This window comes from Actinomadura mexicana, assembly GCF_900188105.1.
In the GTDB taxonomy this organism is placed as follows: domain Bacteria; phylum Actinomycetota; class Actinomycetes; order Streptosporangiales; family Streptosporangiaceae; genus Spirillospora; species Spirillospora mexicana.
This window is the reverse complement of sequence record NZ_FZNP01000015.1, coordinates 54,860-81,628: the sequence shown is the minus strand read 5'-3', so window position 1 is coordinate 81,628 and position 26,769 is coordinate 54,860. Positions and strand designations below refer to the sequence as shown.

At 71.4% G+C, this 26,769-nt stretch carries 28 protein-coding genes and 1 tRNA gene; 12 read left to right on the top strand and 17 right to left on the bottom strand.

Annotated elements, in window-relative coordinates:
- Nucleotides 1–16: 16 nt before the first annotated feature.
- The 4 genes from CHC11_RS31335 to CHC11_RS31320 form a co-directional block, all read right to left on the bottom strand.
- Nucleotides 17–1,114, bottom strand: coding sequence for a 2-oxoacid:ferredoxin oxidoreductase subunit beta (locus CHC11_RS31335; RefSeq protein ID WP_425427366.1), 1,098 nt, complete (start codon nt 1,112–1,114; stop codon nt 17–19).
- The gene (locus CHC11_RS31330; protein WP_089315464.1) at nt 1,107–2,948 is read right to left on the bottom strand and encodes a 2-oxoacid:acceptor oxidoreductase subunit alpha; all 1,842 of its coding nucleotides are present in this window, start codon (nt 2,946–2,948) and stop codon (nt 1,107–1,109) included. The genes CHC11_RS31335 and CHC11_RS31330 overlap by 8 nt, the downstream gene beginning before the upstream one ends.
- Nucleotides 2,949–3,375: 427 nt before the next feature.
- On the bottom strand, nt 3,376–4,548 hold the full coding sequence (locus CHC11_RS31325; RefSeq protein ID WP_089315463.1) for a LolA-like protein: 1,173 nt from the start codon (nt 4,546–4,548) through the stop codon (nt 3,376–3,378).
- A 661-nt stretch (nt 4,549–5,209) separates the two neighbouring features.
- A complete protein-coding gene (locus CHC11_RS31320) occupies nt 5,210–6,277 on the bottom strand; it encodes a hypothetical protein (RefSeq protein ID WP_245919992.1) in 1,068 nt (355 codons plus the stop codon).
- 347 nt (nt 6,278–6,624) lie between these two features.
- On the opposite strand from CHC11_RS31320, the gene CHC11_RS31310 reads away from it, so the two are divergent.
- The 4 genes from CHC11_RS31310 to CHC11_RS31295 are packed head-to-tail and all read left to right on the top strand — an operon-like array spanning nt 6,625 to nt 9,684.
- On the top strand, nt 6,625–6,996 hold the full coding sequence (locus CHC11_RS31310) for an NADH-quinone oxidoreductase subunit A (RefSeq protein WP_089315460.1): 372 nt from the start codon (nt 6,625–6,627) through the stop codon (nt 6,994–6,996).
- 27 nt (nt 6,997–7,023) lie between these two features.
- A complete protein-coding gene (locus tag CHC11_RS43980; protein ID WP_089315459.1) occupies nt 7,024–8,175 on the top strand; it encodes an NADH-quinone oxidoreductase subunit B in 1,152 nt (383 codons plus the stop codon).
- Nucleotides 8,172–8,738 carry an NADH-quinone oxidoreductase subunit C gene (locus tag CHC11_RS31300; protein WP_089315458.1) on the top strand — a complete coding sequence of 189 codons (567 nt, stop codon included), beginning with the start codon at nt 8,172–8,174 and terminating at the stop codon, nt 8,736–8,738. Before CHC11_RS43980 ends, CHC11_RS31300 begins: the two co-directional genes overlap by 4 nt.
- On the top strand, nt 8,731–9,684 hold the full coding sequence (locus CHC11_RS31295; RefSeq protein WP_089315457.1) for a complex I subunit 1/NuoH family protein: 954 nt from the start codon (nt 8,731–8,733) through the stop codon (nt 9,682–9,684). Before CHC11_RS31300 ends, CHC11_RS31295 begins: the two co-directional genes overlap by 8 nt.
- A 20-nt stretch (nt 9,685–9,704) precedes the next feature.
- Here CHC11_RS31295 and CHC11_RS31290 read toward each other — a convergent pair whose 3' ends face one another.
- Entirely contained in the window at nt 9,705–10,301 is a 597-nt protein-coding gene (locus CHC11_RS31290) for a ComEA family DNA-binding protein (protein ID WP_089315456.1), read from the bottom strand.
- A 342-nt stretch (nt 10,302–10,643) separates the two neighbouring features.
- Here CHC11_RS31290 and CHC11_RS31285 point away from each other — a divergent pair, with 342 nt between their 5' ends.
- From CHC11_RS31285 to htpX, 7 genes are all read left to right on the top strand, one after another.
- Nucleotides 10,644–11,204, top strand: a complete 561-nt coding sequence (locus CHC11_RS31285; RefSeq protein WP_089315568.1) for a NuoI/complex I 23 kDa subunit family protein — start codon at nt 10,644–10,646, stop codon at nt 11,202–11,204.
- Complete coding sequence (locus CHC11_RS31280) at nt 11,201–11,782, top strand: NADH-quinone oxidoreductase subunit J family protein (protein ID WP_089315455.1); 582 nt, start codon at nt 11,201–11,203, stop codon at nt 11,780–11,782. The genes CHC11_RS31285 and CHC11_RS31280 overlap by 4 nt, the downstream gene beginning before the upstream one ends.
- Nucleotides 11,782–12,183: an NADH-quinone oxidoreductase subunit NuoK gene (nuoK, locus tag CHC11_RS31275; protein WP_089315454.1), complete on the top strand. Its 402-nt coding sequence runs from the start codon at nt 11,782–11,784 to the stop codon at nt 12,181–12,183. Before CHC11_RS31280 ends, nuoK begins: the two co-directional genes overlap by 1 nt.
- Nucleotides 12,180–14,060 carry an NADH-quinone oxidoreductase subunit 5 family protein gene (locus CHC11_RS31270; protein ID WP_089315453.1) on the top strand — a complete coding sequence of 627 codons (1,881 nt, stop codon included), beginning with the start codon at nt 12,180–12,182 and terminating at the stop codon, nt 14,058–14,060. Before nuoK ends, CHC11_RS31270 begins: the two co-directional genes overlap by 4 nt.
- Entirely contained in the window at nt 14,057–15,565 is a 1,509-nt protein-coding gene (locus CHC11_RS31265; RefSeq protein WP_342750020.1) for a complex I subunit 4 family protein, read from the top strand. Before CHC11_RS31270 ends, CHC11_RS31265 begins: the two co-directional genes overlap by 4 nt.
- Nucleotides 15,565–17,052 carry an NADH-quinone oxidoreductase subunit N gene (locus tag CHC11_RS31260; RefSeq protein WP_089315452.1) on the top strand — a complete coding sequence of 496 codons (1,488 nt, stop codon included), beginning with the start codon at nt 15,565–15,567 and terminating at the stop codon, nt 17,050–17,052. The genes CHC11_RS31265 and CHC11_RS31260 overlap by 1 nt, the downstream gene beginning before the upstream one ends.
- A gap of 77 nt (nt 17,053–17,129) precedes the next feature.
- Nucleotides 17,130–17,984 carry a zinc metalloprotease HtpX gene (htpX, locus tag CHC11_RS31255; RefSeq protein ID WP_218826333.1) on the top strand — a complete coding sequence of 285 codons (855 nt, stop codon included), beginning with the start codon at nt 17,130–17,132 and terminating at the stop codon, nt 17,982–17,984.
- Between the two features lie 241 nt (nt 17,985–18,225).
- Here htpX and CHC11_RS31250 read toward each other — a convergent pair whose 3' ends face one another.
- Complete coding sequence (locus CHC11_RS31250) at nt 18,226–18,714, bottom strand: YajQ family cyclic di-GMP-binding protein (protein ID WP_089315450.1); 489 nt, start codon at nt 18,712–18,714, stop codon at nt 18,226–18,228.
- Nucleotides 18,715–18,841: 127 nt separating this feature from the next.
- Between CHC11_RS31250 and CHC11_RS31245 the strand changes: the two genes are divergently transcribed.
- Nucleotides 18,842–18,923: transfer RNA gene (locus tag CHC11_RS31245), tRNA-Tyr, on the top strand.
- Between the two features lie 121 nt (nt 18,924–19,044).
- On the opposite strand, the gene CHC11_RS42970 is transcribed toward CHC11_RS31245, so the two are convergent.
- The 11 genes from CHC11_RS42970 to CHC11_RS31205 all read right to left on the bottom strand — a co-directional run bounded on the left by CHC11_RS42970 (nt 19,045) and on the right by CHC11_RS31205 (nt 26,766).
- Nucleotides 19,045–20,433 carry a tyrosine-type recombinase/integrase gene (locus tag CHC11_RS42970; RefSeq protein WP_089315449.1) on the bottom strand — a complete coding sequence of 463 codons (1,389 nt, stop codon included), beginning with the start codon at nt 20,431–20,433 and terminating at the stop codon, nt 19,045–19,047.
- Nucleotides 20,433–20,627, bottom strand: a complete 195-nt coding sequence (locus CHC11_RS42965) for a helix-turn-helix domain-containing protein (RefSeq protein ID WP_245919990.1) — start codon at nt 20,625–20,627, stop codon at nt 20,433–20,435. The genes CHC11_RS42970 and CHC11_RS42965 overlap by 1 nt, the downstream gene beginning before the upstream one ends.
- Entirely contained in the window at nt 20,624–21,991 is a 1,368-nt protein-coding gene (locus CHC11_RS42960; RefSeq protein WP_245920014.1) for a replication initiator, read from the bottom strand. Before CHC11_RS42960 ends, CHC11_RS42965 begins: the two co-directional genes overlap by 4 nt.
- Before the next feature lie 142 nt (nt 21,992–22,133).
- Nucleotides 22,134–22,289 carry a hypothetical protein gene (locus CHC11_RS41715; protein ID WP_179279098.1) on the bottom strand — a complete coding sequence of 52 codons (156 nt, stop codon included), beginning with the start codon at nt 22,287–22,289 and terminating at the stop codon, nt 22,134–22,136.
- Between the two features lie 15 nt (nt 22,290–22,304).
- Nucleotides 22,305–22,454, bottom strand: coding sequence for a hypothetical protein (locus CHC11_RS41710; RefSeq protein WP_179279097.1), 150 nt, complete (start codon nt 22,452–22,454; stop codon nt 22,305–22,307).
- The gene (locus CHC11_RS31230; protein ID WP_089315448.1) at nt 22,454–22,846 is read right to left on the bottom strand and encodes a hypothetical protein; all 393 of its coding nucleotides are present in this window, start codon (nt 22,844–22,846) and stop codon (nt 22,454–22,456) included. The genes CHC11_RS41710 and CHC11_RS31230 overlap by 1 nt, the downstream gene beginning before the upstream one ends.
- An 18-nt stretch (nt 22,847–22,864) precedes the next feature.
- Nucleotides 22,865–23,692 (bottom strand): DUF2637 domain-containing protein, encoded by an 828-nt coding sequence (locus tag CHC11_RS31225; RefSeq protein WP_089315447.1) that lies wholly within the window; start codon nt 23,690–23,692, stop codon nt 22,865–22,867.
- The gene (locus CHC11_RS31220) at nt 23,692–23,991 is read right to left on the bottom strand and encodes a hypothetical protein (protein WP_089315446.1); all 300 of its coding nucleotides are present in this window, start codon (nt 23,989–23,991) and stop codon (nt 23,692–23,694) included. Before CHC11_RS31220 ends, CHC11_RS31225 begins: the two co-directional genes overlap by 1 nt.
- 95 nt (nt 23,992–24,086) lie before the next feature.
- Nucleotides 24,087–25,427 carry an FtsK/SpoIIIE domain-containing protein gene (locus CHC11_RS31215; RefSeq protein ID WP_089315445.1) on the bottom strand — a complete coding sequence of 447 codons (1,341 nt, stop codon included), beginning with the start codon at nt 25,425–25,427 and terminating at the stop codon, nt 24,087–24,089.
- A 14-nt stretch (nt 25,428–25,441) separates the two neighbouring features.
- Nucleotides 25,442–25,804: an SCO3933 family regulatory protein gene (locus CHC11_RS31210; RefSeq protein WP_089315444.1), complete on the bottom strand. Its 363-nt coding sequence runs from the start codon at nt 25,802–25,804 to the stop codon at nt 25,442–25,444.
- Nucleotides 25,805–25,941: 137 nt separating this feature from the next.
- Nucleotides 25,942–26,766, bottom strand: a complete 825-nt coding sequence (locus CHC11_RS31205) for a protein phosphatase 2C domain-containing protein (RefSeq protein ID WP_089315443.1) — start codon at nt 26,764–26,766, stop codon at nt 25,942–25,944.
- Nucleotides 26,767–26,769: the final 3 nt, after the last annotated feature.

Sequence of the window (26,769 nt, the reverse complement as noted above, 5' to 3'; positions counted from 1 at the left end):
TGCCGGGAAGACGCCGTCAGTCGATGCGCCAGGTGTCGCCGCTGCCGAGCAGGGCCGCGAGGTCGCCCTCGCCCTGCGCCTGGACGGCCTCGTCGAGCTGGGCCCGCATCAGCTCGTCGTAGGACGGGCGGTCGACGTCCCGGAAGATGCCGATCGGGGTGTGCTCGAACGCCGGCTGGTCCAGCCGCGACAGGGCGAACGCCTGCGACGGGTCCGGGGCGTGGGCGTCGTGCACGGCGATCTCGGCCGGCTCCACGTCCGCGACGTTCACGACCTCGAACGACCCGGACGGGGTGCGGCGCAGGGCCTTGGCGCGGTCCGCCCCGAACACGATGGGCTCGCCGTGCTCCAGCCGGACGGTGACGTCGTCGCGCACCGCCGCGTCCTTCAGCGGGTCGAACGCGCCGTCGTTGAAGATGTTGCAGTTCTGGTAGATCTCGACGAGCGCGGTGCCGCGGTGCTGCGCGGCGGCCCGCAGCACCGACTGCAGGTGCTTGCGGTCGGAGTCGATGGTGCGGGCGACGAACGTGCCCTCCGCGCCGATCGCGAGCGACAGCGGGTTGAAGGGGGCGTCGAGCGAGCCCATCGGCGTCGACTTGGTGATCTTGCCGAGTTCCGAGGTCGGCGAGTACTGGCCCTTCGTCAGCCCGTAGATCCGGTTGTTGAACAGCAGGATCTTGAGGTTGACGTTGCGGCGCAGCGCGTGGATCAGGTGGTTGCCGCCGATGGACAGCGAGTCGCCGTCCCCGGTCACCACCCACACCGACAGGTCGGGGCGGGACGTGGCGAGGCCCGTCGCGATCGCGGGCGCGCGGCCGTGGATCGAGTGGAACCCGTAGGTGTTCATGTAGTACGGGAACCGCGACGAGCAGCCGATGCCGGAGATGAACGTGATGTTCTCGCGGCGCAGCCCGAGCTCGGGAAGGAACGACTGGACGGCCGCGAGGATCGCGTAGTCACCGCACCCGGGGCACCAGCGCACCTCCTGGTCGGTCTTGAAGTCCTTCATCGACTGCTTCCCGTCCGCCTTCGGGACGAGGGAGAGCAGCCCGCGGCCGTTCGCCGAGCCGTTGCCGTTGGCGGAACCGTTGCCGCCGGCTCCGTTGTCACTCACTGTCGATCACATCCTGGATGACGCCCTGGAGCTCTTCGGCCTTGAAGGGCAGGCCGCGGACCTGGTTGTAGCCGATCACGTCGATGAGCAGCCGGCCGCGCAGCAGCAGCGCGAGCTGGCCGAGGTTGATCTCAGGGACGATCACCTTGTCGTAGGAGCGCAGCACCTCGGGCAGGTTCGCGGGGAACGGGTTGAGGTGCCGCACGTGGGCCTGCGCGATGGCGCGCCCGGACGCCCGGACGCGCCGGACGGCCGCGGAGATGGCCCCGTACGTCCCGCCCCAGCCCATCACCAGGACGCGGGCCGCGCCGGACGGGTCGTCCACGGCGAGCGGCTCGATGTCGGCCGCGATCCCGTCGATCTTGGCCTGGCGGAGCCGGACCATGTGGTCGTGGTTGGCGGGGTCGTAGGAGATGTTGCCGGTGACGTCGGCCTTCTCCAGCCCGCCGATCCGGTGCTCCAGCCCGGCCGTGCCGGGGACCGCCCACGGGCGGGCGAGGGTGGCCGGGTCGCGCTCGAACGGCTGGAACTCCTCCTGCGAGGGCTCGGCGAAGTTCGGCTCGATCCTCGGCAGCGCCGCCACGTCCGGCAGCCGCCACGGCTCGGAGCCGTTGGCGAGGTAGCCGTCCGACAGCAGGATCACCGGTGTGCGGTACTTCACCGCGATCCGCGCCGCCTCGATCGTCGCGTCGAAGCAGTCCGACGGGGACTGCGGCGCGATGACCGGGAGCGGCGCCTCGCCGTTGCGGCCGTACATGGCCTGCAGCAGGTCGGCCTGCTCGGTCTTGGTCGGCAGCCCGGTGGACGGGCCGGCCCGCTGCACGTCGATGACCAGCAGTGGAAGCTCGGTCGCGACGCCGAGGCCGATCGTCTCGCTCTTCAGCGCGATGCCGGGCCCCGAGGTGGTGGTGACGCCGAGGGACCCGCCGAACGAGGCGCCGAGTGCCGCGCCGACCGCGGCGATCTCGTCCTCGGCCTGGAAGGTGCGGACGCCGAACCGCTTGTGCTTGGAGATCTCGTGCAGGATGTCGGAGGCCGGTGTGATCGGGTAGGAGCCGAGGAAGATCGGCAGCCCGCTCTGCACGCCCGCCGCGACCAGCCCGTACGCCAGCGCGATGTTTCCGGTGATGTTGCGGTAGAGCCCCGGCTCGTGCTCGGCCGGCTTGATCTCGTACTGCACCGAGAACGCCTCGGTGGTCTCGCCGTAGGACCAGCCCGCCTGGAAGGCCGCGATGTTGGCCTTCATGATCTCGGGCTTGCTGGCGAACTTGCGCTCCAGGAAGGCCAGTGTGCCTTCGGTGGGACGGTGGTAAAGCCATGACAGGAGGCCGAGCGCGAACATGTTCTTCGCGCGCTCGGCGTCCTTCTTGGAGATGTCGAAGCCTTCGAGCGCCTTCACCGTCATCGAGGTCAGCGGCAGCGCGTGGACCCGGTACTCCGACAGCGAGTCGTCCTCGACGGGGCTGGTCGCGTAGCCGACCTTGGCGAGGTTGCGCTTGCTGAACTCGTCGGTGTTGACGATGAGGTCGGCGCCGTGCGGAAGATCCCCGACGTTCGCCTTGAGGGCGGCGGGGTTCATGGCGACCAGGACGTTGGGCGCGTCGCCCGGCGTCAGGATGTCGTGGTCGGCGAAGTGCAACTGGAAACTGGACACGCCGGGGAGGGTCCCGGCGGGGGCGCGGATCTCGGCCGGGAAGTTCGGCAACGTGGAAAGGTCGTTGCCGAACGCCGCGGTCTCCTGGGTGAAGCGGTCGCCGGTCAGCTGCATGCCGTCGCCGGAGTCTCCGGCGAAGCGGATGATGACGCGGTCGAGCTGCTGGACCTGTTTGGTCACAGAGGAAGACCTCCTCGACGCGCAGCATCCGTCCTGGGGGAGGCACCCAGGATCGTGATGCTACTTAGGCTTACCTTCATGGTATGTCCGGGACGGGATGGGTTAGCGGGGACGGGCCGCACACTGGGATGACCGCGCAGGGAAGACGCGCGTTCCTCGTCCGGTGCCGGTGGCCGCGCGTCATGGAGGCGAGCGACGGGCGGCGAACGCTCCGCAGGTCCTATCGGGCGATACGACCTGGACGGGTCCCCGGGTTCATCCCGAACACAGGCAGCTGCGCTGGCGGCACAGGTCGACGTGCAGACGCCGGACCAGCAGCCGCGCGGGACTCGTCGAGGAGCATCCGCTCCCCAGAGGCGTGGAGTTCACGACCCGAAGTGTAGACAGCCGGAATCCCGTTCGACCGCACCGCCCCTGATCGTGGGGCTCACGGTGCCCCTGGTGTCTGGGATGTGGCGATTTCCGGCCGCTCGGAGCGCTTGACGGACGGCTCCCCCGACACCGTCGGGCCCGGAGCCGCCTTCATCACCGCCTTGCGCTCGCGGTCGACGCGGGCGAGGAGTTTCGGCACGTCGGCGACGTCGACGGCCTCGCCGATGACGCGCGCCTTCGCCTCGTAGGGGTAGGAGCCGGGCTTGTCGAGGGCGGCGCGCATCCAGTGCCGCCACAGTTTGCTCGTCACGGTGCAACGCAGGACGAGCGAACGGTTGGCCGGGACCGGTCCCGACCCCGTGCACGTCCCGAGCGGCTCGCCCTTGGACGAGATCGCCGCCCGCAGCGCCGCGCGCGCGCCCTCCGGCGCCGACGCGGGTTCGGTGAGCGTGGCGGGCATGCTCACCGTGCAGCCGCTGGTGTTCTGGTCGCAGTTGCTGAACGCCAGCGTGCCCGGCGTGAAGCGCAGGCCGGGATCGGCCGCGCCGCCGAGCCGGGCCACCCGCGGACGCAGCTCGGCGAACAGCGTCGCCGGGGCCGCCACGGGCGCGACGGTGAAGCGCGGCGCCGCCTGCCCGTCCGGCCGCACCGCCAGCAGCCGGTAGGGGGCCTGCGCCGTGAGCACGTACTCCGCGCCGGACGCCTTGACCCTGAACGCGCGGACGCCGTTCACGTTCTCCGTGGGCGGCTCCGCCGGGGCCTTCTTCAGCGACCTGGCGATCGCCTTGGGGCCGAGGACGTCCGGGACGTCGAACCCGGGCACCGACGCGGGCGCCTTGGACCAGCGTCCCGCGTAGTACTCGGGGTGCCCGACGCCGCTCGCGTAGGTCTGCCAGAACGCCGTCCCGGCCCTGATGTAGGTGTCGCCGCTGATCGCGACGACCTCCGCCGTCAGCACGCCCGCGGTGAGCGTGCCGCTCGCCGCCCCCGCCGGCGTCACGCGCAGCCGCGCCTGGACGGGCCGGCCGCTGATCGTCAGAGTGCCGTCGTAGCGCAGGCCCGTCCCGGCGGTGAGGGCCTGGCCCGCCGCGACCGTCCACGCGGGAGGCGGAGCCGACACGGTCGCCTTCGGCTTCTTCTTCGGGGACTCCTCGCCCCCGGAGAGCGCAACGGCCGCCACCGCTCCGACCACGACCACGACCGCCGCCGCCCCGGCGGCGACCACCACGCGCCGACCCCCAGGCCCGCGCCGCCGCCCCGGCGGGACGGGACCACCCTGCGAGAACGCCGCACCCGAATCGCCCGCGAAACCCGCATCAGGCGGGAGGTCGGCGCCGGGCGGAGCGGCGTCGGCTGGGGGGACGAAGGAGGGCGTACCGCGCGGATCGGTAGGGGTCGCACCCGGATCCGAACCGGGGGGAGCCGTGCGGGCCGCCTCCGCCTCGGCGGGAGAGCCCGCGCCGGGCGGGGCCTGCCCGCCGGCGACGTGGACGTCCCCGGGGTGGGGCCCCTGCTGGACGGGGGCGCCCTGGTGCGGGCGGCCGTCCGGGCGGGGGGCGGCCGCCCCGGAATCGTCCGGGGACGGGGGTCGGGAAGAGGCCGTCGGTGACGGCTCGTCCTGTTCAGCGCTCACTCGGCACTCACTCTGCTCACTTCCGGGGCCAGGTACCGGCCCGACCGTCAGACACAAAGCAAGGGATCATGGAGGCGTCCCCCGGCGGGCGCCGACGGGCTCGGGAGCGTTCAGGGAAGGGCGGCCGCCGGGCCCTGGAGGGGCCGTCCACCAAGAGCATAAGGGTGCCCGGCGGCGCGTCCTCCCGGAACGGGAGGAGCGCCGCCGGGCACCCTTGTGGCCGCGGTTCAGCGCCCGGGGCGCCTCACCTGCGGCGTCATTCGCTGTCGAGGCCGTTCTGCAGGCCGGACACCTCTTCGGAGGTGGCGCCGATCACCTTGTACTCCGCGTGCTTGTAGAAGGTGCCGCCGGTCGCCTTCGCCCAGCTCGTCCACGCGCTGCTGATGACCCGGCAGCTCGTCCACTGGGAGAGGCTGCTGGTGATCGTGACGTGGGCGGTGCAGTTGCCGAGGTCACGGCCGGTCAGCGTGCCGGCGGTGAGCCGGAACCGGACGTCGATGGTGACGGGCTTCTCCACGTCGTACGGCGGCCGGATCTTGGCCTCCACCGTGCAGCCGGAGTTGCCGTTGCAGCCGCCCTTCTTCCACTCGTCGACCGTCGGCTTCGACGAGGCGTTGAAGGAGTCCTTCAGCTCGCCCATGCTGGTGCGCATGTCCGAGATGAGGGACGAGGCGTCGCCGGAGTCCTTCGGGGTGACGTCCAGCGCGACCCGCGGCGTGGTCGCCTCGTAGCGGATCAGCTCGGCGTCGTCCTCGTCGGTGATGTAGAGCGTGGAGGAGAAGGTGCTGAACTTGAGCGCCTTCTTGCCCATCCACGTCGTCTCGATCGGCTTGACGCGCGACAGCCGGGCCGAACGGATCTTGCTCGCCAGCGCCGTCGGCGACAGCTGCTCCTTGAAGTCGAGGTCGAGCTCGTCCGCGTTCAGCCGGCCCCACTGGTCACCCGAGGTGAGGTAGTAGGGGGTGTCGGTCGAGGAGATCTGCCGCGTCCAGTAGGTCTTGTCGCCCTTGACGAACAGCTTGCCGTCGGCCGCCAGCACGGTGACCTGGTCGCTGTTCCAGGTGACGGGCCCCATCGCGCGGCCGCCCTTGGTGACGTTCAGCTCACCGCGCAGCGTCTCGCTGCCGCCGAACGTGCCCTTCAGCGAGACCGCGCGGGCGGCGTCCATGTTGGTCGCGGCCGCGGTCAGCTTCTCCTCGGGGGACTTGCCGCCGCCCTTGGCCACCACGAACACCACGACCGCGATGATCACAAGGAGGAGGACGCCGCCGCCGACGAGGCCGATCACCAGGCCGCCGCCACCGCCGCGCTTCGGCGGCGGCATCGGCGGGCCCATCGGGGCGCCGGGGGGCGGGGGGAAGAAGGGGGGCGGCGTTCCGGGACCTCCGAAGCCGCCGGGCGGGGGCGGCCCGCCCGGACCGCCGGGACCGGGCCCGCCCGGGCCCGCTGGCGGCGGCGGAGGCGGCCAGGAGGCCCCACCCGGGGATTCCCAGCCCGGGGGAGGCGGGGGGTTGCTCATCCGGTCACGTCCTTCCAGGTCAAAACAGACCCATACGAACCTAGTGTGCAGCAAGAGCATGACATCGTGATCCTTCAGGGTGGAGGTACGAAGTCACACTCCTCGATGCTGCTACGCGAGATACTGGATGTGACGCACGCGAGGAGGATCTGGTGCATAACTATTTCGACACATATGTCGTTCTGGCCGTGTTGCTCCTCTTGGGCGCCGCGATCGTCGGGGGAGCACTCGCGGCGAACCGGCTGCTGCGCCCTCATCGTCCCACGGTCGAGAAGCTGACGACGTACGAGTGCGGCGTCGACCCGGTCGGCGAGGGCTGGGCCCACTCCTACGTGCGCTACTACGTCTTCGCCTACCTCTACGTGGTGTTCGCGGTGGACGCGGTGTTCCTCTTCCCCTGGGCGACCGTCTTCTCCGCCCCGGGCTACGGGGCGACGACGCTCGGCGAGATGTTCGTCTTCCTGGCGTTCCTGGCCGCGGGCCTCGCGTACGCGGGCAAGAAGGGCGTCCTGTCCTGGGTCTGACCCCCCGGACGCTGTAACAATGGCGTCGTGGGCACCATCGATCTTCCCCCGCCGAGCGTCGGGCCGCTGTCGCGGCTCGCGCCCAAGCCGATCAGGTTCGTGCTCAACTGGGGCCGCCGCTACTCGCTCTGGGTCTTCAACTTCGGCCTGGCCTGCTGCGCCATCGAGTTCATCGCGACGTCGATGAGCCGGCACGACTTCATCCGGCTCGGCGTCATCCCGTTCGCGCCCGGCCCGCGGCAGGCCGACCTGATGGTCGTCTCGGGCACCGTCAGCGACAAGATGGCCCCCGCGGTGCGCCGCCTCTACGAGCAGATGCCCGAGCCCAAGTACGTCATCTCCTTCGGCGCCTGCTCCAACTGCGGCGGGCCGTACTGGGACTCCTACTGCGTGACCAAGGGCGTCGACCAGATCATCCCGGTGGACGTCTACGTGCCCGGCTGCCCGCCCCGCCCGGAGGCGCTGCTCCAGGGGATCGTCCACCTCCAGGAGAAGATCGCGGCCGAGTCGCTCGGCGACCGCTACGGCGGGGCCGGCGACGGCGGGGAGCCCGTCGCCCCGCCACCGGCGCCGCGTCCGATCCCGGCCACCGTCCTGCGCCGCCCGCTCCAGCCGCCGCCTCCATCCGACCAGCACGAGACCTTCGAGCACTGGAACAGCCTGGAGGACGCCGGCCAGGAGGGCGAGGCCCCGAAGGACGAGGCCGCGGAGCACGAGGCGGCGGAGCACGAGGCGGCGGAGCACCAGGCCACGGAGAACGAGACGCTGCCCGTCCGGCACCTCGGCGATGCGGAAGCCGCGGTCGCGTCCCGCCCGGAGCCCGAGGCGCCGCCCGTCGAGCCGACGGACACCACGCAGCCGGTCCGGCATCTCACCGAGGCCCAGGCCGACGTCGCGGCGAAGCCGGCACCTGAGCCCGAGCCGACCGACATCACCCAGCCCGTCTCGCACCTCGGCGAGGCCGAGGCCGAACACGAACCGGAGCCGGAGGGCACCACGCCTCCGGCCGGGCCGACTGACACCACGCAGCCCGTTCACCTGGTCGAGGACCAGTACGTCACCGCGCCCGTCCCGGTGGTCGAGGACGACGACCTCGGCGCGGACCCGTCGCATGACCCTTCGATCATCCCCGGACTGGTGGACGACGACCACGACGACCAGATCGGACGTGACCGATGAGCCCGCGGCCCCCGGGAGCGGAGCTCGCGGACGCCTGGACGGGACGCTTCGGCGACGAGGTCTCCACCGAGGAGACCTTCGGGGGGCTGGCCGTCGGGGTGGCGCCCGAACTCTGGGTGGACGCGCTCACCTTCGCGCGCGACGAGCTGGCCTGCGGCTTCTTCGACTGGCTGACCGGCGTGGACGAACTGGAGGAGGGCTTCGCGGTCGTCGTCCACGTGTACTCGCTTGAGCGCCGCCACCACCTGCTCGTCCGCACGCGCGTCACGAAGCGGGCACCCGTGCTGGCGACGGCGACGGGCGTCTACCGGGGCGCCGCGTGGCACGAGCGGGAGACGTCGGAGATGTTCGGCATCCTGTTCGAGGGCCACCCGAACCTCGTCCCGCTGCTGCTGCCGGACGGGTTCGAGGGCCACCCGCTGCGCAAGGACTTCGTGCTCGCCGCCCGCGTCGCCAAGCCGTGGCCGGGAGCCAAGGAGCCGGGCGAGTCGGGGCACGGCGCGCCGAGCCGCCGCCGCGTCCGTCCGCCCGGGGTCCCGGAGGGCTGGGGGCCCCATGCTTGAGGTCGTGGTCAAGCTGGTGCTGGTCGCGGGCGCCTTCGCGGTGCTCCCGCTGCTGGTGGGGCAGGCCGAGCACAAGGTGATGGCGCACATGCAGGGCCGCCTCGGACCCATGTACGCGGGCGGTTTCCACGGCTGGGCGCAGCTCGTCGCCGACGGCGTCAAGTTCGCGCAGAAGGAGGACGTGGTCCCGCGCGACGCCGACCGGTGGGTGTTCAAGCTGGCGCCGGGCGTGGCGATCGTCCCGTACCTGCTGGTGCTGCTGGTGATCCCGGTCGGTCCCGGCGGGCAGGTCGCGCTCGACCTCGGACCCGGGGTGTTCTTCGCGCTCGCCGTGATGGGCGTCGGCGTGATCGGCGCGATCATGGCGGGCTGGGCGAGCGCGAACAAGTACTCGCTGCTCGGCGGGATGCGGGTCGCGGCGCAGCTGATGTCCTACGAGCTGCCGATGGTGTTCGCGGCGTCGTCGGTGGCGATGGCGGCGGGGACGCTGTCACTCCAGGGCGTCGTTGAGGAGTGGCGCTGGTGGTGGCTGCCGTGGCAGGCGGTCGGCGGCGTCGTCTTCTTCGTCGCGGGCCTGGCGGAGCTGCGGCGCCCGCCGTTCGACATGCCGGTCGCCGACTCGGAGATCATCTTCGGTCCGTACACGGAGTACGGCGGGCTGCGGTTCGCGCTGTTCATCCTGGCGGAGTACGCCGGGATCGTCGTGCTGTGCGCGCTGACGACCGTGCTGTTCCTCGGCGGGTGGAAGGGCCCGTTCCTGAACACCGAGCTGGGCTGGCTCTGGACGCTGCTGAAGGTCGCCGTGCTGGCGTTCTGCGTGATCTGGCTGCGGGTCAGCTACCCGCGCATGCGCGAGGACCAGCTGCAGAAGCTCGCCTGGGCGTGGCTCGTCCCCCTGTCGCTGGCCCAGCTCGCGCTGACCGGCGTCCTCAGGGTCGCCCTCTGAGCGCCGCCGGCGCCCGGACGTCACCTCAGGAAGATCGTGAAGTCGGCCAGCTGGGGGAGGACGTCCGGCGGCACGTCGGCGTCGACGGCCATCTCCTCGGCGGAGACGAACCCGCCCGTCTGCGCGCGGCGGCGGACGATCCGGTCGGCGATCTCCGGGGTCATGCCGGGCAGCGCCTCGATGATCGCGGGGGGCGCGTGGTTGACGTCCACGAGCCCGCCGTCGTCGTAGGTGCGCGGCACGTCGGGGCGGCCGATGCGCAGCTCGCGGGCGAGCGCCGGGTCCTCGGAGGCGAGCGCGCGGGCCTGCTCGCGCAGCGTCCGCCGGTACTTGGCGACCTCGATGGCGTGCTCGTTGAGCACGCTCCGGGGGACCTCGCGGGGGAAGACGGACGACCGGACGGCGAACGCGTGACCCGTCCCGGCGAGCCACAGCAGAATCGCCGCGAACGTGCCGAAGACAAGGAGGAACGGGTCGCCGGACTGGAGCATCATCAGCACGGCGGCGGTGCCGGCGCCGTAACCGGCGGCGGTGATCCCGAGCCCCAGGGACCGCCGCCGGACGGCCGCGTACAGGAACGAGACCGGTGTCCCGTAGCCGAGGGTGACAAAGGGCACAAAAGCCCACAGGATGCCGTGGGCCGTCTGCGGGGACGGCGCCGGGATCGGCGAAGGCACGGGCGGCTGCGGGGGCACGGGCGGAACCGGGTACGGGGGACGCCAGCCGGGCGCCGCGGGCGGACGGCGCGGATGCGGCGGTCGCCGGTACGGGGGAAGGGGCTGGTCGGACGCCGGCCGAGAGGGATGCCCGGGCTCGGGGTCGTAGGGGCGCTCCGCGTGATGACCCACATGCCCTCCCCGGCCGCAAGCCTGCTCTCCCGCACACGACCTATACCTCGTTGGACGAACGCGGAACCCGCCGCGTTCCCCCCGCGCCGATCGTGCGCAATCATGGGGCGCGTGGGACGGCTACCAGGAGGCGGGCTGGCCAAGGGGCTGGCGGTCACGTTGCGGACGATGACGCGGCGGTCCATAACGCGCCAGTACCCCGAAGTGCAACCGGACCTGCCGCCGCGCGGCAGGGGCGTCATCGCGCTGTTCGAGGAGAACTGCACGGTGTGCATGCTGTGCGCCCGTGAGTGTCCCGACTGGTGCATCTACATCGATTCGCACAAGGAGACGCTCCCCGCCGAAGGCGGCGGGCGGCCCCGGACCCGCAACGTCCTCGACCGGTTCGCGATCGACTTCGCGCTGTGCATGTACTGCGGCATCTGCATCGAGGTGTGCCCCTTCGACGCGCTGTTCTGGTCGCCGGAGTTCGAGTACGCCGAGTACGACATCGCCGAGCTGACGCACGAGAAGGAACGGCTGCGGGAGTGGATGTGGACCGTCCCGCCGCCGCAGGCGCACGACCCGTCCGCCGAGCCGCCGAAGGAGGTGGCCGCGGCGGAGAAGGCCGCCGCGCGGGCCGCCCGGCCGCCCCGGACGGGACCGCCCCGCGAGCCGGGGGAGCGCGGATGAGCGGCCAGGAGATCGTGTTCACGCTGCTCGGCGTGGTGGCGGTCGGCGCCGCGATCCTCGTGGTCACGACGCGGCAGCTCGTCCACGCGGCGCTGTGGCTGGTGGTGTCGTTCGGCGCGCTGGCGGGCGGCTACCTCGTCCTCACCGCGGAGTTCGTCGCCTGGGTGCAGGTCCTCATCTACGTCGGCGCCGTCGTGGTGCTGCTGCTGTTCGGGGTCATGCTGACGCGGGCGCCGATCGGGGAGTCCGCCGACCTGGACTCGGAGAACCGGTGGGCCGCGCTGGCCGTCGCCGCCGCCACGGCCGCCGTCCTGGTCACCGTGATGGTCATGGGGTTCGGGGACGCGCGGATGGAACTGCGCGCGGGCGGCGGATCGGCGGAGGAGCTCGGCGGCGCCGTGTTCCGGACATGGGTGCTGCCCTTCGAGGTCCTCTCGGTGCTGCTGCTGGCCTCGCTGGTCGGCGCGATCGTCCTGTCGCGGGCGGACATCCGGGCCCGTCCGGGCGCCGATGCGAAGCCGGGCGGGAAGCCGGGCGGGAAGCCGGACGCGAAGCCGGGCGGGAAGGGCGACGCCTGATGCATCTCGCCTACCCGACGGTCGTCGCCGCCCTGCTGTTCTCCGTCGGTGTGTACGGGGTGCTGGCGCGCCGCAACGCGATCCTCGTCCTGATGTCGGTCGAGCTGATGCTGAACGCGGTGAACCTCAACCTCGTCACGTTCGACGTCTGGTACCGGGACCGCCTGCACGGCGGCCAGGTCCTCACGCTGTTCACCATCGTGATCGCCGCGGCGGAGATCGGGCTCGGCCTCGCGATCGTGCTGCTGGTGTTCCGCAACCGGCAGATGATCGACGTCGACCGGCTCCGCGCCCTCTCCGAGGACGCGGAGGAAGCGGCGCCCCGTCCCGCCGGACGCGCATCCGCGGGAGGGGAGGCCGGTCCCGGACCGGCGCCCGAGCGCGAGGAGGCGTCGCCGTGATCTGGCTCGCGTCGCTCGTCGCGCTGCTGCCGTTCCTCGCCGCGTTCGGCGGGATGCTGTTCGGCCCGTCCCTGACCCGGCTGCTGCGCGGCGCCCCCGCGGGCTCGCCGCCGCGCATGGGCTCGCCGCTGCGCAACGGACCGGCGCTGATCGCGTGCGCTCCGGTCGCGGTGTCGCTCGTCCTTTCGGCGGTCGTCGCGTTCGCCGTCTGGCGGGACCCGGGCGAGCGCACCGGCACCCTCACGCTGGTCGACACCGGGTCGGTGCCGATCGGCGTCGGCCTCCAGGTGGACGGCCTGGCCGCGGTCGTCGGCCTCATGGTCGGCTGCGTGGCGCTCGCCGTCCAGGTGTTCTCGGTCGCGTACATGTCCGGCGACCGCCGGTACTCCTCCTACGCCGCGTTCATCTCGCTCTTCACGTCCGCGATGCTGCTGGTCGTCTACTCCGGCGACCTGCTCCTGCTGTACGTGGGCTGGGAGGTCATGGGCATCTGCTCGTACTTCCTGATCGGGCACCACTGGGAGGAGCGCGCCAACTCGCGGGCGGCGGTCAAGGCGTTCCTCGTCACGCGGCTCGGCGACGTCGGCTTCCTCATCGGCGTGATCGTGCTCGGTGCGGGCGCCGGGACGTTCCAGATCGACCGGATCGTCCGGACCGCCGGCGACCTCCCGCAGTCCACGGCGACGGCGGCCGCGCTGCTGCTGCTCGCCGGGGTCGCGGGCAAGAGCGCCCAGTTCCCGCTGCACACCTGGCTCCCGGACGCGATGGCGGGCCCCACCCCGATCAGCGCCCTCATCCACGCGGCGACGATGGTCGCCGCGGGGATCTACGTCGTGGCGCGCCTTTACGGGGTGTTCCTCGCGGCTCCGTCCGCGCTCGCCGTGCTGGGCGCCGTCGCGGTGGTCTCCATGGTCGGCTCGGCGTGCGCGGCCCTCGCCCAGGGCGACCTGAAACGCGTCCTGGCCTACTCGACGATCAGCCAGCTCGCCGTCATGGCCGCCGGGCTCGCGGTGGGCGCGGAGTCGGCCGCGGTCTTCCACCTGCTGACGCACGCGGCGTTCAAGGCGCTGCTGTTCCTGGCCGCCGGGTGCGTCATCGTGACCGCGGGGTCGAACATGCTCGCCCACTACGGCGGCCTACGGCGCGGCATGCCCCTCACGTTCTGGTCGATGACCGTGGGTTTCGCCGCCCTCGCGGGCGTCCCGCCGTTCAGCGGATGGTTCAGCAAGGACGCCGTCATCGAGGCCGCCCAGCACGCCGCCCTGCATGGCGGCGAGGTCACATCGGGCGGGATCGCGTGGCTGGTCTATCTGGGATTGCTCGTCACGGTCGTCCTGACGGCCGCCTATGCGATGCGTGCGTGGTTGATGACGTTCTTCGGTGAGCGGCGCGGAACTTACGAGGTCCGTGACCCGGCGCGCATCATGTCGTGGACCGTGGCGGCGCTGGCCGTCCCCGCCGCGATCCTCGGGTTCTTCGGCCTCGGGGCCCCGGAACTGCGTCCCCATCTCGGGGCTTCGCTTCTCAGCGTGCTGCTCCTCGCCGTGGGGGCAGGCGGTGCGTTCCTTGTGTGGAACCGCGACCCGGCCTTGGACCCCGCGCGCGCGCTCGGCCCCGTCCGTACCGTCTTCGCGCGGGCCTTCTTCGTGGACGAGCTCTATACGGCGGTCATCGTCCGGCCCGTCCAGGCGCTGGCGCGTCACGTCGTCCTGTTCGACCAGCGACGCGTGGACGCCGCCGTCGTCGGCACCGGACGGGGCGCGGGCCGGCTCGGCGGCCTGGTCAGATTCGTCCAGAACGGAAACCCGCAGACCTACCTCACCGGACTGCTCGCCGGTGTCGCCGCCATCGCGGCCGTGGTGGTGATCTTCCAGTGATCTTCGTGCTGATGATGGCGATCCCGCTGCTCGGGGCGCTGGCGATGCTCGTCCCGGCCAACCGGTTCCTGCGCACCGGCTTCGCCGTCCGCGCCTTCGGGACGGCCGTGTCCGCCGCCACCCTGCTCGTCGCGGTCTCGGCCATGACGGCGTTCGACTTCGGCGACACGTCCCGGATGCAACTGGAGGTCGACCGGCCCTGGGCGCCCGCCATCGGCCTGCGGTTCCACCTCGGCGCGGACGGGATCTCGCTGCCGCTCGTCGTGCTGACCGCCCTGCTGACGTTCCTCTGCTTCCTCTACACGCTGCGGCACCCGCCGGAAGGCGGCCGGATCCGGCTGCTGACCGCGCTGCTGCTCGTCCTGGAGGCCGGGATGCTCGGCACGTTCGTCGCGCTCGACCTCGTGCTGTTCTTCGTGTTCTTCGAGACCGTCCTGGTCCCCATGTACATGGTGATCATGCTGTGGGGCGGGACGGGGCGCCGCGCCGCCGCCACGAAGTTCATCCTCTACACGCTCCTCGGATCCGGGCTCCTGCTCGCCGGGATGCTGCTCGTCGGCGCCGAGGCCGGCACGCTCGACATGACCGACCTGGCCGCCCGGCACGGGTCCGGCCTGTCGCACGGCCTCCAGGTCACGGCGTTCGCCCTGATGGGGATCGGGTTCGCGGTCAAGGCGCCGATGTGGCCGCTGCACACCTGGCTGCCGGACGCGCACACCGAGGCCCCGACGGTCGGGTCCGTCCTGCTGGCCGGGGTGCTGCTGAAGATGGGCACCTACGGCCTCGTCCGCGTCGCGCTGCCGCTCGCCCCGGACGGCGCGCGGGTCTGGGCGCCGTGGCTCGGCCTCCTCGCCGTCATCGGCATCGTCTACGGCGCGCTCGCCTGCCTCGCCCAGCGGGACCTCAAACGGATGATCGCCTACTCGTCCGTCGGGCACATGGGGTTCGTCCTGCTCGGCATCGCGACCCTCACCCCGGTCGGCGTCAACGCCGCCCTGTTCGGCAACATCGCGCACGGCCTCATCACCGGCCTGCTGTTCTTCCTCGCCGGCTCGGTCAAGGAGCGCTGGGGCACCGGCGACATGAACGCCCTCGGCGGCGGCATGCTCAGCACCTCCCCGCGGCTGGCGTCCATCCTGACCTTCGCGTCCGTCGCGTCCCTCGGGCTCCCCGGCCTCGCCGGCTTCTGGGGCGAGGTGCTCGCCCTGATCGGCGCGTACCGGCCGCACGCCGACCTGCCCCGCGAGACGTTCGTGACGTTCATGGTCGTCGCCGCGCTCGGCACCGTCCTGACCGCCGCCTACTTCCTGCGGATGCTCGCCAGGCTCACCCACGGGCCGTCCGACGGCGTCGCCGTCCCCCGCGGACCGGTCGCGCCGGTCTCCCTCCAGGAGTACGCCGCCTGGGTGCCGCTGATCGCGCTGACACTGCTGGTCGGCCTCTGGCCGAAGACCCTGCTGGACGTGACCACGGGCCCGGTCCGCGCGCTGTTCGGAGGCGGCTGATGATCCAGGACATCGACTACGCGGCGGTCGCGCCGCCGCTGGTCCTCGCCGTCGCCGCGATCGGGCTGCTCCTCGCCGACGCCTTCGACGCGCCCCGCCGCGTCCTGTCCCTGCTGTCCGGCGGGTCCCTCGCCGCCGCGCTCGCCGCCGTGATCGCGCTGGCCGCCGGGGACCGCCGCGCCACCTTCTGCCTGCCGGACGGCCTGCGCTCCGGCGGCCCCGCCTCCTGCTCCTACGTCGCGGACGACTTCACCCTGCTGTTCCAGGGGATCATCCTCGGCGCCGCCGTCATCGTCGTCCTGCTGTCCCTCCAGGAGATCACCGACTCGAAGATCCCGGTGGGGGAGTACCACTTCCTGCTGCTCGCCGCCGTCATCGGCGCCCTCACCCTGGTCGCGGCCCGCGACCTCATCCTCCTGGTCGTCGCGCTGGAGACGCTCTCCCTCCCGGTGTTCGCGCTGGCCGCACTGCGCCGCTACGACGGGACGTCCTCCGAGGCCGCGCTGAAGCTGTTCCTCGTCTCCGTCGTGTCCACCGCGGTCATGCTGTTCGGCATCAGCCTCGTGTACGGCGCGACCGGCGCCATGCACCTGGACCGGATCGCGCCCGCCCTCGCCCGGCTGCCCGCCGACCTCGACCCCGTCGCCGCGCTGGGCTCCGTGCTCGTCCTCGCCGGGTTCGCGTTCAAGGTCGCCGCCGTCCCGTTCCACTTCTGGGCCCCCGACGTCTACCAGGGCTCCCCGCTGCCCGTCGCCGCGTTCCTCGCCGTGGTCTCCAAGGCCGCCGGGTTCGCCGGGCTCGCTATCGTCCTCGCCCTGGGCCTGCCAGCCTACGGGCACGTGTGGGGCCCCGTCGTCGCCGTCCTGGCCGCCCTCACCATGACCCTCGGGAACCTCGCCGCGCTCCGCCAGCGGACCGCGATCCGCCTGCTGGCCTGGTCGTCGGTCGCCCAGTCCGGCTACATGCTCGCGCCCCTCGCGGTCGGCTCGCGCCGCCTCCCCGAGGCCGTCGCCGCCACCACCGCCTACGTCGCCCTCTACGCCGTCATGAACATCGGCGCCTTCGCCGTCGTGATCGGCTTCCACCGCCGCGGCACCGCCACGGGACGCTGGGACACCCTCGACGACTACCGCGGCCTCGCCCGCCGCAGCCCCGCCGTCGCCACCGCCCTCGCCTTCTTCCTCATCTGCCTCGCCGGCCTGCCCCCCGGCGTCATGGGGCTGTTCGCGAAGGTCGTCGTGTTCCGCGCCACCCTCGCCGGCGGCGTCACCTGGCTCGCCGTCGTGATGGCGGTCAACACGGTCATCGGCCTGTACTACTACCTCGCATGGGCGGTCCGCCTCTTCACCCCGTCCGCCACCAGCGAGGACTACGACGCGGCGCCCGGCCTCGGCGTCCGCGTCGCCGTCACCGCGGCGGCCGCCGGCGCCGTCGTGCTGTCGGTCGCGCCGCAGATCGTCCTGCAGACGGTCGGGCAGGCCACGTAACCGGGGAAACGTCTGGGAACGTTCCCCCAGGTCAAACCGTTGATGTTCATGCCGGAGTCGACGGGGAGGCAATGCAGGTGCGGTTCAACGGCGTCAAGACGGCAGCACTGATCGCTTCGCTGTCGGCACTGATGCTGGTCGTCGGCTGGACGTTCGGCGGCGCGGCCGGCCTGACGATCGCGCTGGTCATCGCCCTCGGAACCAACGGCGTCGCGTTCTTCTTCAGCGACCGGATCGCGCTGCGCTCGATGCGCGCCCACCCGGTCGGCGAGGTCGAGGCGCCGGTGCTGTACCGGCTCGTCCGGGAGCTGTCGACCTCGGCCCGCCAGCCCATGCCGCGCCTGTACGTCTCCGAGACCCGCCAGCCCAACGCGTTCGCCACCGGCCGCAACCCGCGCAACGCCGCCGTCTGCTGCACCCGCGGCATCCTCCGGATGCTGGACGAGCGCGAGCTGCGCGCCGTCCTCGGCCACGAGCTGTCCCACGTCTACAGCCGCGACATCCTCATCTCCTCCGTCGCCGCGGCCATCGCCACCGTCATCACCTACCTGTCCCACCTGGCGATCTTCCTGCCGATCGGACGGTCCGAGGACGACGACGGCCCCGGCATCCTCGGCGCCCTCCTGATGCTGATCCTCGGCCCGGTCGCCGCCGCCGTCGTCCAGATGGCCATCAGCCGGACCCGCGAGTACTCCGCCGACGCCGCAGGCGCCCTCCTGACCGGCGACCCCCTGGCCCTGGCCTCCGCCCTCCGGAAGATCGACGCCGGCACCCGCGCGCTCCCCCTGCCGCAGGACCCCGAACTCGCCACCACCAGCTCACTCATGATCGCCAACCCCTTCCAGGGCGCCGGCATAGGCAAGCTCTTCTCCACCCACCCCCCGACCGCCGACCGCATCGCCCGCCTGGAACGCATGGCCGGCCGCCGCTAAGGCGCCGCCAGAGGTGCCGAGACGGCGCACGGGGCCGCCGCGCCGGCCATCTCCCGCCCACCCTCCGCAAGATCGAACGCGGCGCGATCACCGCCCGGGATTCTTCACCGTCGCGCCCGTGGCCCGCGTCCTCACGACCCCGCGGAATTCGGCCGAACCACTCCGGGCGCAGCCGCGTCATAACAACCAAGAGCGCGCCGGCCACTTCTGCGGGGGATGGGGCCGGCGCGCTCCCCTCGTCCTACCGGTAGTTCACGAACTGCAGCGCGACCTCGAGGTCCTTGCCCTTCAACAGGGTGATGACCTGCTGGAGGTCGTCCTTCTTCTTCGAGCTGACCCGCAGTTCGTCCCCCTGGACCTGGGCCTTCACGCCCTTCGGCCCCTCATCCCGGATGATCTTGCCGATCTTCTTCGCGTCCTCCTGGGCGATGCCCTCCTTCAGGCCGACGCCCAGCTTGTACACCTTGCCCGACAGCTTCGGCTCACCCGCGTCGATCGCCTTCAGCGAGATCCCCCGCTTGACGAGCTTGTCCCTCAGCACGTCCAGCACGGCGTTCGCCCGCTCCTCGGTGTTCGCCTGGATCTCGATCGACTCCCCGGACCACTTGATCCCCGCGTCCACGTTCCGGAAGTCGAACCGGTTCGCCACCTCCTTGGCGGCCTGGTTCAACGCGTTGTCGACCTCCTGCCGGTCGAGCTTCGACACGATGTCAAACGACGAGTCGGCCATCGCCCACACATCCCCTCAGCAGCAGCATCACGATCTACAGAGCGTATCGACTCCCCACGCCCTGCATGCCCCGCCTCGATGTCACACCCACCCCGACGGTCCGCTATCCTTTCCAGCGAAACACCACGGCGGGTTGCCCGAGTGGCCAATGGGAGCGGACTGTAAATCCGTCGGCTTAGCCTACGCAGGTTCGAACCCTGCACCCGCCACACCACGTGAAACAGCCCCTGACCAGGCGTAACCCGGTCGGGGGCTGTTCTCGTTGTGTCCGGCTGTATCGGGCTGTGAGTGGCCCTCTACGAGCGTCCGGGCCAAATACGGGCCGAAGTTTCAGCCGTCCTTTGGCCTGGTCGCCTCAGCAATTCGCCGCTTGGCGTCCTCCTCCTGCCCGGCCACGCACTTGGCGTACACCCGCAGCAGGACGGCGACGCTATGCCCGGCCCACTCGGCCACCTGAGCCGCCGGCACCCCGGCGCCAAGCCATGTGGAGACGGCCGCATGCCGGAGGGCGTACGGAGTCTCGGCCAGGGGTGAGGCTGCCTCATGGGGGTTGAGCGCCTTCTGACGGGCCTTGTGCCACATGCCGAGGTACGTCCGGTCGGTCATGATCCCACCCCGCGGCCCGACGAACAGACGCCCCTCCGGCTGGATGTTGAAAGCCTTGATGTGGTGGCGCAGCAGCGTCACTAGTTCGGGATGGATGGGGACCGACCGGGTCTCGCCGGGGGCCCGGTGCTTGAGCGGCTGCTTGTCCCGCGGCTTCCCGCTGTTGGTCCACCGGGAACCGCTGCGAGGCTCAGCGTGTGTCAGCCGCATCTCGCCCCATCCGTCGTCGGGCAGGCTCACCAGGTGATCCCGTCGCAGGTCCACCGCTTCCTCTGGCCGGAGCGCGGCGTAGTACATGACGGCGTAGAACCCCACCATGCGCTCACCGCGCTTGCCCTGGGCCCGGACGGCCTCGAGGAGCCGCCGCGCCTGGTCGGGGTTGGCGACCACCCGCAGGTCTAGCGTCTGCGCCACCCGAGGCCGAGTCCACTTCACCAGGGTCAGCGGGTTGACCGGCAGGATGCGCCGCTCACAGGCGAACTCCATGGCGTTGTTGAACGTCGCCCGCTTCCTGGTCGCCGTACTGCCGGCGGCCGGTGACCCGTCTTGCTTCCTGCTCAGCCGGTCGAGCACCTGGCGCGCGAGCTGCGAGCCCTGCCGATCTGGTGTCAGATCCCGCAGGTCGATCGTGTTCCGCTCCAGCCAGCGCAGCGCGGGGAGCAGATGCTCAGGCGGCTCGCCCCCGTTCTGGTGAAGTCCGCTGTACGCCCAGCCCCGCAGAGCCTCACGCAGGAGCGCCCCCGCCGGGGCACCTTTGGACGAGGTAAGCAGCACTTCCGTCGCATCCGTCAGGGCCTCAGCGATGCCCCGCCGATGGTTGGGTGAGGCGTACGGCCACTTCGCGGCGCAATAGTCGACCGAGAAGGCGTACCAGGTGATCGCGTCCTCGTCGCGCTGCCACGACACCGGGCGACCGGTCTTGAGGCTAAACGCTTCGCCCTTGCGAGCTGCACTGACCAGAGAGGACCGGAAGCTGTCCGCCTGGGCCTTGTTGCGAAGCGACTCCTTCCACCGCTTCTTACCGACCTTCCACCGGACGATGTAGCTGGTGGTGCGCTTGCCCTTGTAGACCTCGGTCTGGTGGACAACGACGTCGTATGTGGTGTCGTCCATCAGGCGGCCTCTTCGCAGGTAGCCAGCCACCGGTCAAGGTCACGTCGCCGGATGCGAAGGCTGCCATTCGGCAGCACCAGGCAGACGGGCGCGCGGCCCTTCTGCCGCCACTCGTAGAACGTGGACCGGGAGATCTGGAGCTCCTCGCAGAGTTGCGAGACGGTGAGCTGGTCCCGGGCGGTGGACGCGGTCAAGCGAGGCTCCCTTGCGCGTGATCGTTCGGGTTGAGGGGCGGCATGGGCTTGCCGGTGAGTGCGGCGGTGAGGAGTGCTTCGCCGGGTGTCATGCCTTGGCCGAGGTAGCGCCAGTGGGCGACGACGAGGACCCGGTCGTCGTCGAAGGGGAGGCGTCCGGTGGTGATGTCGTCGTGTTGGTGCTGGTTGTGGTCGATACGTGCTTGGCGGAGTGCGCCGAGGGTGGTGGAGTACCGGCGTGACTTGGTGGAGAAGTGGCCGCGGAAGCCGAGCATGTGAGCCCACTCGGTCAGCCGCAGCGCCGCGTACTCCTCGACGGCACCCAGACGGAGGCATTCGGCGATGAGTCGCCGCGCGTGGCCGCTGACGGGTAGGTCGGTCAGTTCGTCGGTGGGGCGGATGCGGCGGTCGAGGGTGCCGACGCATTCGGCGGCTTTGGTGGCGTATTTGGCGATGTAGCCCGCCACGGCGGTATCGGTGAGTTCCCCTGTGGTGGTGATCGGTCGAACGTCGACCTGTGAGCCCCACACGTGCGTCAGGGCCGGGACACCGCCCGCCGCCGGAGTAGAGACGGTGACCGCGCCCGCCGCATGGTCTACGGCCGCTTCGAGGAGGGCGAGGGTTGCCCAAGCGGGCGGTTGCGCGTCAGGGCCGCCGGGACCGTCCAGCCGAATCACGGCGTGGAAGTGGACCAGGCCGCGCCGCTGGTATTCGGCGACCTTGGCGAACGACACCGTGAGCACGTCCCGCAGGTCGGCGACTCGCAGGCCCGCCGACCGGGCGACGTACCGGCGGAAGGCCAGGGTGAACCGGCGCCACAGTTCGGGAGCGTGGGCATTCCACAGCACCGCGCCCGCGTAGTCGAAGCAGTCCGGGCAGATGGGTTGACCGAGGCGCGGGTCTGCGTCCCCGTGCCGGACGGTGCAGGAGACCGGCCGCCCGTGCGAACAGGCTCCGCCGTCGCGTCGAGGACGGCATGCGACCACGCCGCCGGCCTTGCCGGTGCGGCGGGAGTGGACCGGCCCGAACGAGGGCGCGGTGAGCGTGACGAACGCCGCCGGATGCTGGGTGACGGTGTCCGGTACTCCCTTGCCGCCGACGAGCCCGGCCCGGACGAGTTGGTAGGTGTCGGCGCGGTAGGTCTCGGCGCACGCCGGGCACCGGGACGCGCGCCGGGTTTTGCAGGCCACCCGCAGAGCCCCGCCCGGTTCCTGAGCGGTGGAGTAGTGGCGGAGGATCTCGCCGGTTTGGGGGTCCAGGTGGGTGACGCGGCCGCGGAGGTGGACGGGTTGGGCGCATCCTCCGGTGGAGTGTGCGCGGGCGGCCCATCGGCGGAAGTCGCGGCGGTTGAACCGCGTGGCCATGTCCCGCGCGGCGATCTCGGAGACGTGTGGAGCAGCTTGCGGCACGATGGACGGGTCTCCCTATCCGTTCAAGCGGTTGGTGGGGATGGGCCCCCGGCGCGGCGCTCTTGCTTGGCGGCTTGTGGCCGCGCCGGGGGCGGAGCTAGAACGCCGACACCAGCAGCGAGAGCGCGTCGGCGAGTAGGGCCAGGCCCTCGAAGAGAGCGCGAATGGCGTGCGCGGCGGATTCGGGCTGCCGGATGACGAACAGGCCCAGGACCAGCCAGAAGCAGCAGAAGGCGCAGCGGCGCAGGAACATCGGGTGCCCCTTCTGTCAGGTGTGGCCGTGGCCGTTGCAGTCGGGGCAGGTGGACCCGTCGGAGGCGACCCCGCCCCCGCCGCACGTCCCGCACTTCCAGCCCGCGAACAGCCAGGCGGACGGGGCGATTACAAGGGACGGAGTCGAGCGCTGGTCGGCGGTCATTAGGCCGACTGCTCGGGGTCGAGGCGGATGTTGTCGCGGTAGCTCATGTGGGCGTGGTGCTCGTTCATCTGGCGGTCGGGGATGTGGACGATGCGGTAGGAGATGCGGCCGAAGGACTTGTGAGCGCCGTAGTGGCCGCCGTGGGAGCGGTTGTCGTAGATCGGGACGCCCAGGAGCGCGGCGGCCTGGTCGACCAGGGCGACCCCGGCAGCGTCGTCTCCCTCGTTGGTGAAGACGTGGTAGTCCCCGCCGTACTCCTTGACCGGAACGGCCGGGTTGGCTTCCAGGAAGTCGGCCAGGGCGCGCAGGCCGGTGATGGTCTGGTGGCGGGCGAACAGGTCACCAGGCACCGGCAGAGAGGTCCGGCCGGTCAGTTCGGCGGGCGAGGTCATGGCTGGTTCCTCCAGTGGTCAGGCGACGGACGCGGTTGTGTGGGGCCGTTCGGTGCGCAGTTGGCGGAGCAGGTCTGAGGCGAGTTGGTTGGAGACGCCAAGCCGTGCGCGCAGCGCGTCACGGGTGATCGGGCGCCCGTGGCGGCTTTCGTGTTCGGCAGCGACGCGGCGGGCGAAGTCGACCAGCGGGCCCGCTGCACCCGAGGACGGGGCGGGCAGCGGGGCGGACGGCGACGCGGGGGACTGTTCGGCGGGGACGAGGATGGAGGTCTGGCCGTCCTGCTCGTCGTGGTCGCGGGGTCCGTCCTGGGCAGCGGGGACGACGTCGGCGACGGTTGGGTGTTCGTCCTCCCAGACCACCCACGGGGACGGCGGCGAGGACGAGCCGGACGCGGACGAGACGACCGGGGCCGGGTTGGGACGGCCGAAGGACTCAGGGACGGGCGAGGTGCGAGCCGCCGCCCGGGTGCCGGCCTTTCGGCGCTCCAGCATCGACACCGCGACCAGGAACGCGCCCGCCGGAGTCCCTGCGGTGATCCAGCCCCACACCGAGGGATCGGCCTGTGCGAGGTTGGCAGCCAGGGACAGCAGGATTCCGCCGACCAGGACGACGGTGGGCCATGACAGCCGCCCCGTCTCCCGTCCGGTGCTCTTGTCCCGCTGGCGCTCGCCCGCCGCCATGACGCATGTCAGGTCGATGCAGACCGCGATGGCCCAGGCCATCCACCCGTCTTGACCATGCTCGGTCGCGGTGTCGCGGATGTGGGTGAACGAGCCTGCCGCCGCGATCCCGGCCAGCACCACCACCGGCCCCGAATCGGCCACCGCCCCGGCGAGCCGCCGCATCACGCCGCCCGCCCGCTGGTGACAAGCGCGAGCAGCGCGACCAGTTCGGGGTCACAGCGGTGGAAGTCGGTCCAGTCGTCGGCTTCCGTCGAGGACGAGGAGGCGAACGAGTCGGCGCACTGCTGGCAGCGGGCGATGTGCAGTGAGCGGAACTCGTCCCACTCGATCCCGACCGGCCACACGTCCCAGGACGACACCGACGCCACCCGGGACGAGGGCGAGGACGGGGACGAGGGGGACGGGACGGCGACGAACCGGGGACGAGGGCGCGGACGAAGGGGACGGACGCGGGCGACCATCGGGCAGCCTCCAGGGACGGGTTTCGGGCATGGGGCGGTAGGGACGTGGCGTGATCAGGGCTCACGCCGAGCCGGGAAGGGGGGAAGAGAGCTGTCTACGCGGCGGGGCGGACGACCGGGGCGGAGCCGACGAGGGTCTCCCAGTCAGGGGTCAGGTGCGCGGAGTCGCGTGCGGCTTGCTCGGCTTCGCTCTCGGGGACGTAGACCGACCGGGCCCGGTGCCATGAGCCGTCTTGTCCGGCGACGATGCACACGCCTGGGGTTTCGGCGGGGATGGCGCGGGCGGCGTCCAGGGCGGCGGGGTCGAGGTCGCCGAGCGCCATGTTCGCCGTCTCCGGGTCGTTGACGTGGTGGCACACCCGCCCTGACAACTGGGCGCGTAGGGCGGTGACGCCGGGGCCGAGGTCGGAGCCGACGCGTTGCCCGCACACGACCAGGTAGACCGCGAACGCCCGCCCGAGCTGGGCCACCCGCAGCAGCGCGGTAGCGGTCTTGGCCACCTCGTCCTTCTCAGACTTGTCGGCCATGAGGAACAGTTCGGCGACCTCGTCGACCAGGACCACGACGGGCACCGGCCGCAGATCCTCCGGCAGCGTCCACACGTTCCGCGCACCATGCGCCCGGCAGAGCGCCATGCGGTTCTCGACTTCGCCCACCAGGTCGACGAGCAGATCGACCGACTCTTTGCGGGTGGTCGCCAAGGCCGAAAGTCGAGGCGCGTACGGGGTGAACTCGACACCGCCTTTGAGGTCGAAGCCGACCAGGGCGACCGGTTGCGGCGCCAAGCCCTTGAGCAGGGCGTTGGCCAGGTTCGACTTACCGGACTGGGTCGCGCCGACGTTCAGCCAGTGCGGCACGGCGCGGAAGTCGATCACCCAGTCACGGCCGTTCTCCAGCTTCCCCGGCCGCACGGTCAGCAGCTCACCGGTCTCCGGAGTGGTGACCACCTCGACCAGCGGATCACGCATTGTCGCCCACAGCGTCACTGAGCCCGGCCGCACATCGACCACCCGGACCGAATGGACGCGCCAGGCGTGCGCGATGCCCTCCGCGGCTTTCTCGTAGTCGGCGGGGACTTGCCCGTCGTGCAGGCGCAGCCGCATCCGCCACCCCAGCCGAGTCGGCCGCAGGATGCCCAGCCGGGGCGAGCGCTCGACGTCGACCCGCCGCACCCGCCGCTTGTGCTCGACCACCGTCGCCGCCGAACGCGAGGCGGGCCCGACCACGGGGAGAGCGTCCAGGGTGAGGCGGAACCGGCGCCGGTTGCGGGTCAGCTTGCAGCCCGAGGCGACGTGATGCCACGTCAGGTACACCAGCACCGCCCGGAGCGGGAAGCCGATGCCGTACCAGAACGACACCGGGTGGAACCGGCGCCAGGCCCAGAGCCCGGCCGCCGCAGCGGCCAGGACCCCGAGCACCAGAAGCGAGTCGTTCACGACCGGGCCGCCGTTCAGGCCACGCCCGCCGGAGCGGACGAGTCCGAGGCCGGAACGGCCGACAGGGGGGCGATCCGCTCAGCCCGGTAGGCAACTCCCCACCGCTTCTCACCGCCGAGAACCGCCTCCCAGGGGAAGGCGACCAGCCCGACCGGTGTAACGACCTCCCCGAGCGTGATCGACTGGTCCCCGGTCACCGCGACGTTGAGCAGGTCAACCCGCCCCATCGGGTCAGCGGCCGACAGACCGACCGTGAACACCGTCTGCCCGTTGCGGTCCGTCTTCACCTCCCCCGTGTCCTGGTTGACCAGCTTGGGACGAGGCGGCGAGACGCAGACGAACGTCAGCGCCGACACGTCCACCGGAATGTTCCGCAAGAGCTTCTCCTATCGTCCACCCCCCTAGACACTTCAATCCGACCCGATCCGCGAGCGGACTGTCTAGGGGGGTACGCGTAGAACATAGGCGAGGAAGTGACGACTGTCTAGGGGGGGTCTACAAGCTCGTTCGAAGTTCAGTCTTGGACGGTCCAGTAGACGGCGCTGGCATCGTCAGATGCCTTGCCGCGGGGCCACCGGGTCCCGTCCGGGTCGGTCGACTCGACCTCGCGTGTTCGTGCGATCAGTCCTCGCGGCCCGTCTTTGCTGAGGATGCCGAGCAAGTCCGCCCAGCCCATCAGTTGGAAGTGGTCGACCAGCCGGCTAGCGCCGTCACTCAGTAGCGCGACCGCCGCCAGCTCGGCGAGCGGTGTCGACCCGGTCAGCGCCTCGTATGCCGCCTCCGGCTTGGTGCTCGCCACCCAGAAACCGCCCGGCTGATTACGATACGAGGCAAGCCGTTCGACCCGCGTCCGCAGGCGTCTCGCGTGCTCGTCACTGCCGACACCGCAGGGCCCGCCCGGTTCGTCCAACCGTGCGATCACGTCGGCGAGCCGATCATCGCTGACGGCGGTCGGCGCCTGGTCGAGGCGGTCAAGGACGAGAACGGAGTCCGAGAGCACCAGGTGTTCAAGGTGCCCGTCATGGACCCTTGCGAGCGCCACGGTCGCCGAGGGCGATCCAGGGTGGCCGAGATCGCACGACGTGGCATGCAACGCGTTCACGCGGTCGATGCTCGTCGCGAGCGCCTCGTCCAGGCCCACGGCGACGTCACCAGCCGCAGCCAGCAGCAGCCCGCCGATGTTGCGCGCGTACCAAGCGACCGAATGCGAACACCCCGACTCGACACCCGCCGGAGTGCCGGCACCGTCCACCACGAGCAGCAAACCAGGCGCCGCCGCCGCGAAGTCCTCGTTGTCCCGCTCAGGACGTCCCGGTTCGCTGGCGATCAGCACGCGCATACG

What these genes read in the sequence shown, in the direction of transcription:
- CHC11_RS41715 (WP_179279098.1), bottom strand. Translation starts at nt 22,289, where the DNA reads ATGTTCCTGCGCCGCTGCGCCTTCTGCTGCTTCTGGCTGGTCCTGGGC.
- CHC11_RS31280 (WP_089315455.1), top strand. Translation starts at nt 11,201, where the DNA reads ATGAGCGGCCAGGAGATCGTGTTCACGCTGCTCGGCGTGGTGGCGGTC.
- CHC11_RS31300 (WP_089315458.1), top strand. Translation starts at nt 8,172, where the DNA reads ATGAGCCCGCGGCCCCCGGGAGCGGAGCTCGCGGACGCCTGGACGGGA.
- CHC11_RS31260 (WP_089315452.1), top strand. Translation starts at nt 15,565, where the DNA reads ATGATCCAGGACATCGACTACGCGGCGGTCGCGCCGCCGCTGGTCCTC.
- CHC11_RS41710 (WP_179279097.1), bottom strand. Translation starts at nt 22,454, where the DNA reads ATGACCGCCGACCAGCGCTCGACTCCGTCCCTTGTAATCGCCCCGTCC.
- CHC11_RS42960 (WP_245920014.1), bottom strand. Translation starts at nt 21,991, where the DNA reads ATGGCCACGCGGTTCAACCGCCGCGACTTCCGCCGATGGGCCGCCCGC.
- CHC11_RS42970 (WP_089315449.1), bottom strand. Translation starts at nt 20,433, where the DNA reads ATGGACGACACCACATACGACGTCGTTGTCCACCAGACCGAGGTCTAC.
- CHC11_RS31295 (WP_089315457.1), top strand. Translation starts at nt 8,731, where the DNA reads ATGCTTGAGGTCGTGGTCAAGCTGGTGCTGGTCGCGGGCGCCTTCGCG.
- CHC11_RS31230 (WP_089315448.1), bottom strand. Translation starts at nt 22,846, where the DNA reads ATGACCTCGCCCGCCGAACTGACCGGCCGGACCTCTCTGCCGGTGCCT.
- CHC11_RS31220 (WP_089315446.1), bottom strand. Translation starts at nt 23,991, where the DNA reads ATGGTCGCCCGCGTCCGTCCCCTTCGTCCGCGCCCTCGTCCCCGGTTC.
- CHC11_RS31250 (WP_089315450.1), bottom strand. Translation starts at nt 18,714, where the DNA reads ATGGCCGACTCGTCGTTTGACATCGTGTCGAAGCTCGACCGGCAGGAG.
- CHC11_RS31320 (WP_245919992.1), bottom strand. Translation starts at nt 6,277, where the DNA reads ATGCCGCCGCCGAAGCGCGGCGGTGGCGGCGGCCTGGTGATCGGCCTC.
- CHC11_RS31225 (WP_089315447.1), bottom strand. Translation starts at nt 23,692, where the DNA reads ATGCGGCGGCTCGCCGGGGCGGTGGCCGATTCGGGGCCGGTGGTGGTG.
- nuoK (WP_089315454.1), top strand. Translation starts at nt 11,782, where the DNA reads ATGCATCTCGCCTACCCGACGGTCGTCGCCGCCCTGCTGTTCTCCGTC.
- CHC11_RS31205 (WP_089315443.1), bottom strand. Translation starts at nt 26,766, where the DNA reads ATGCGCGTGCTGATCGCCAGCGAACCGGGACGTCCTGAGCGGGACAAC.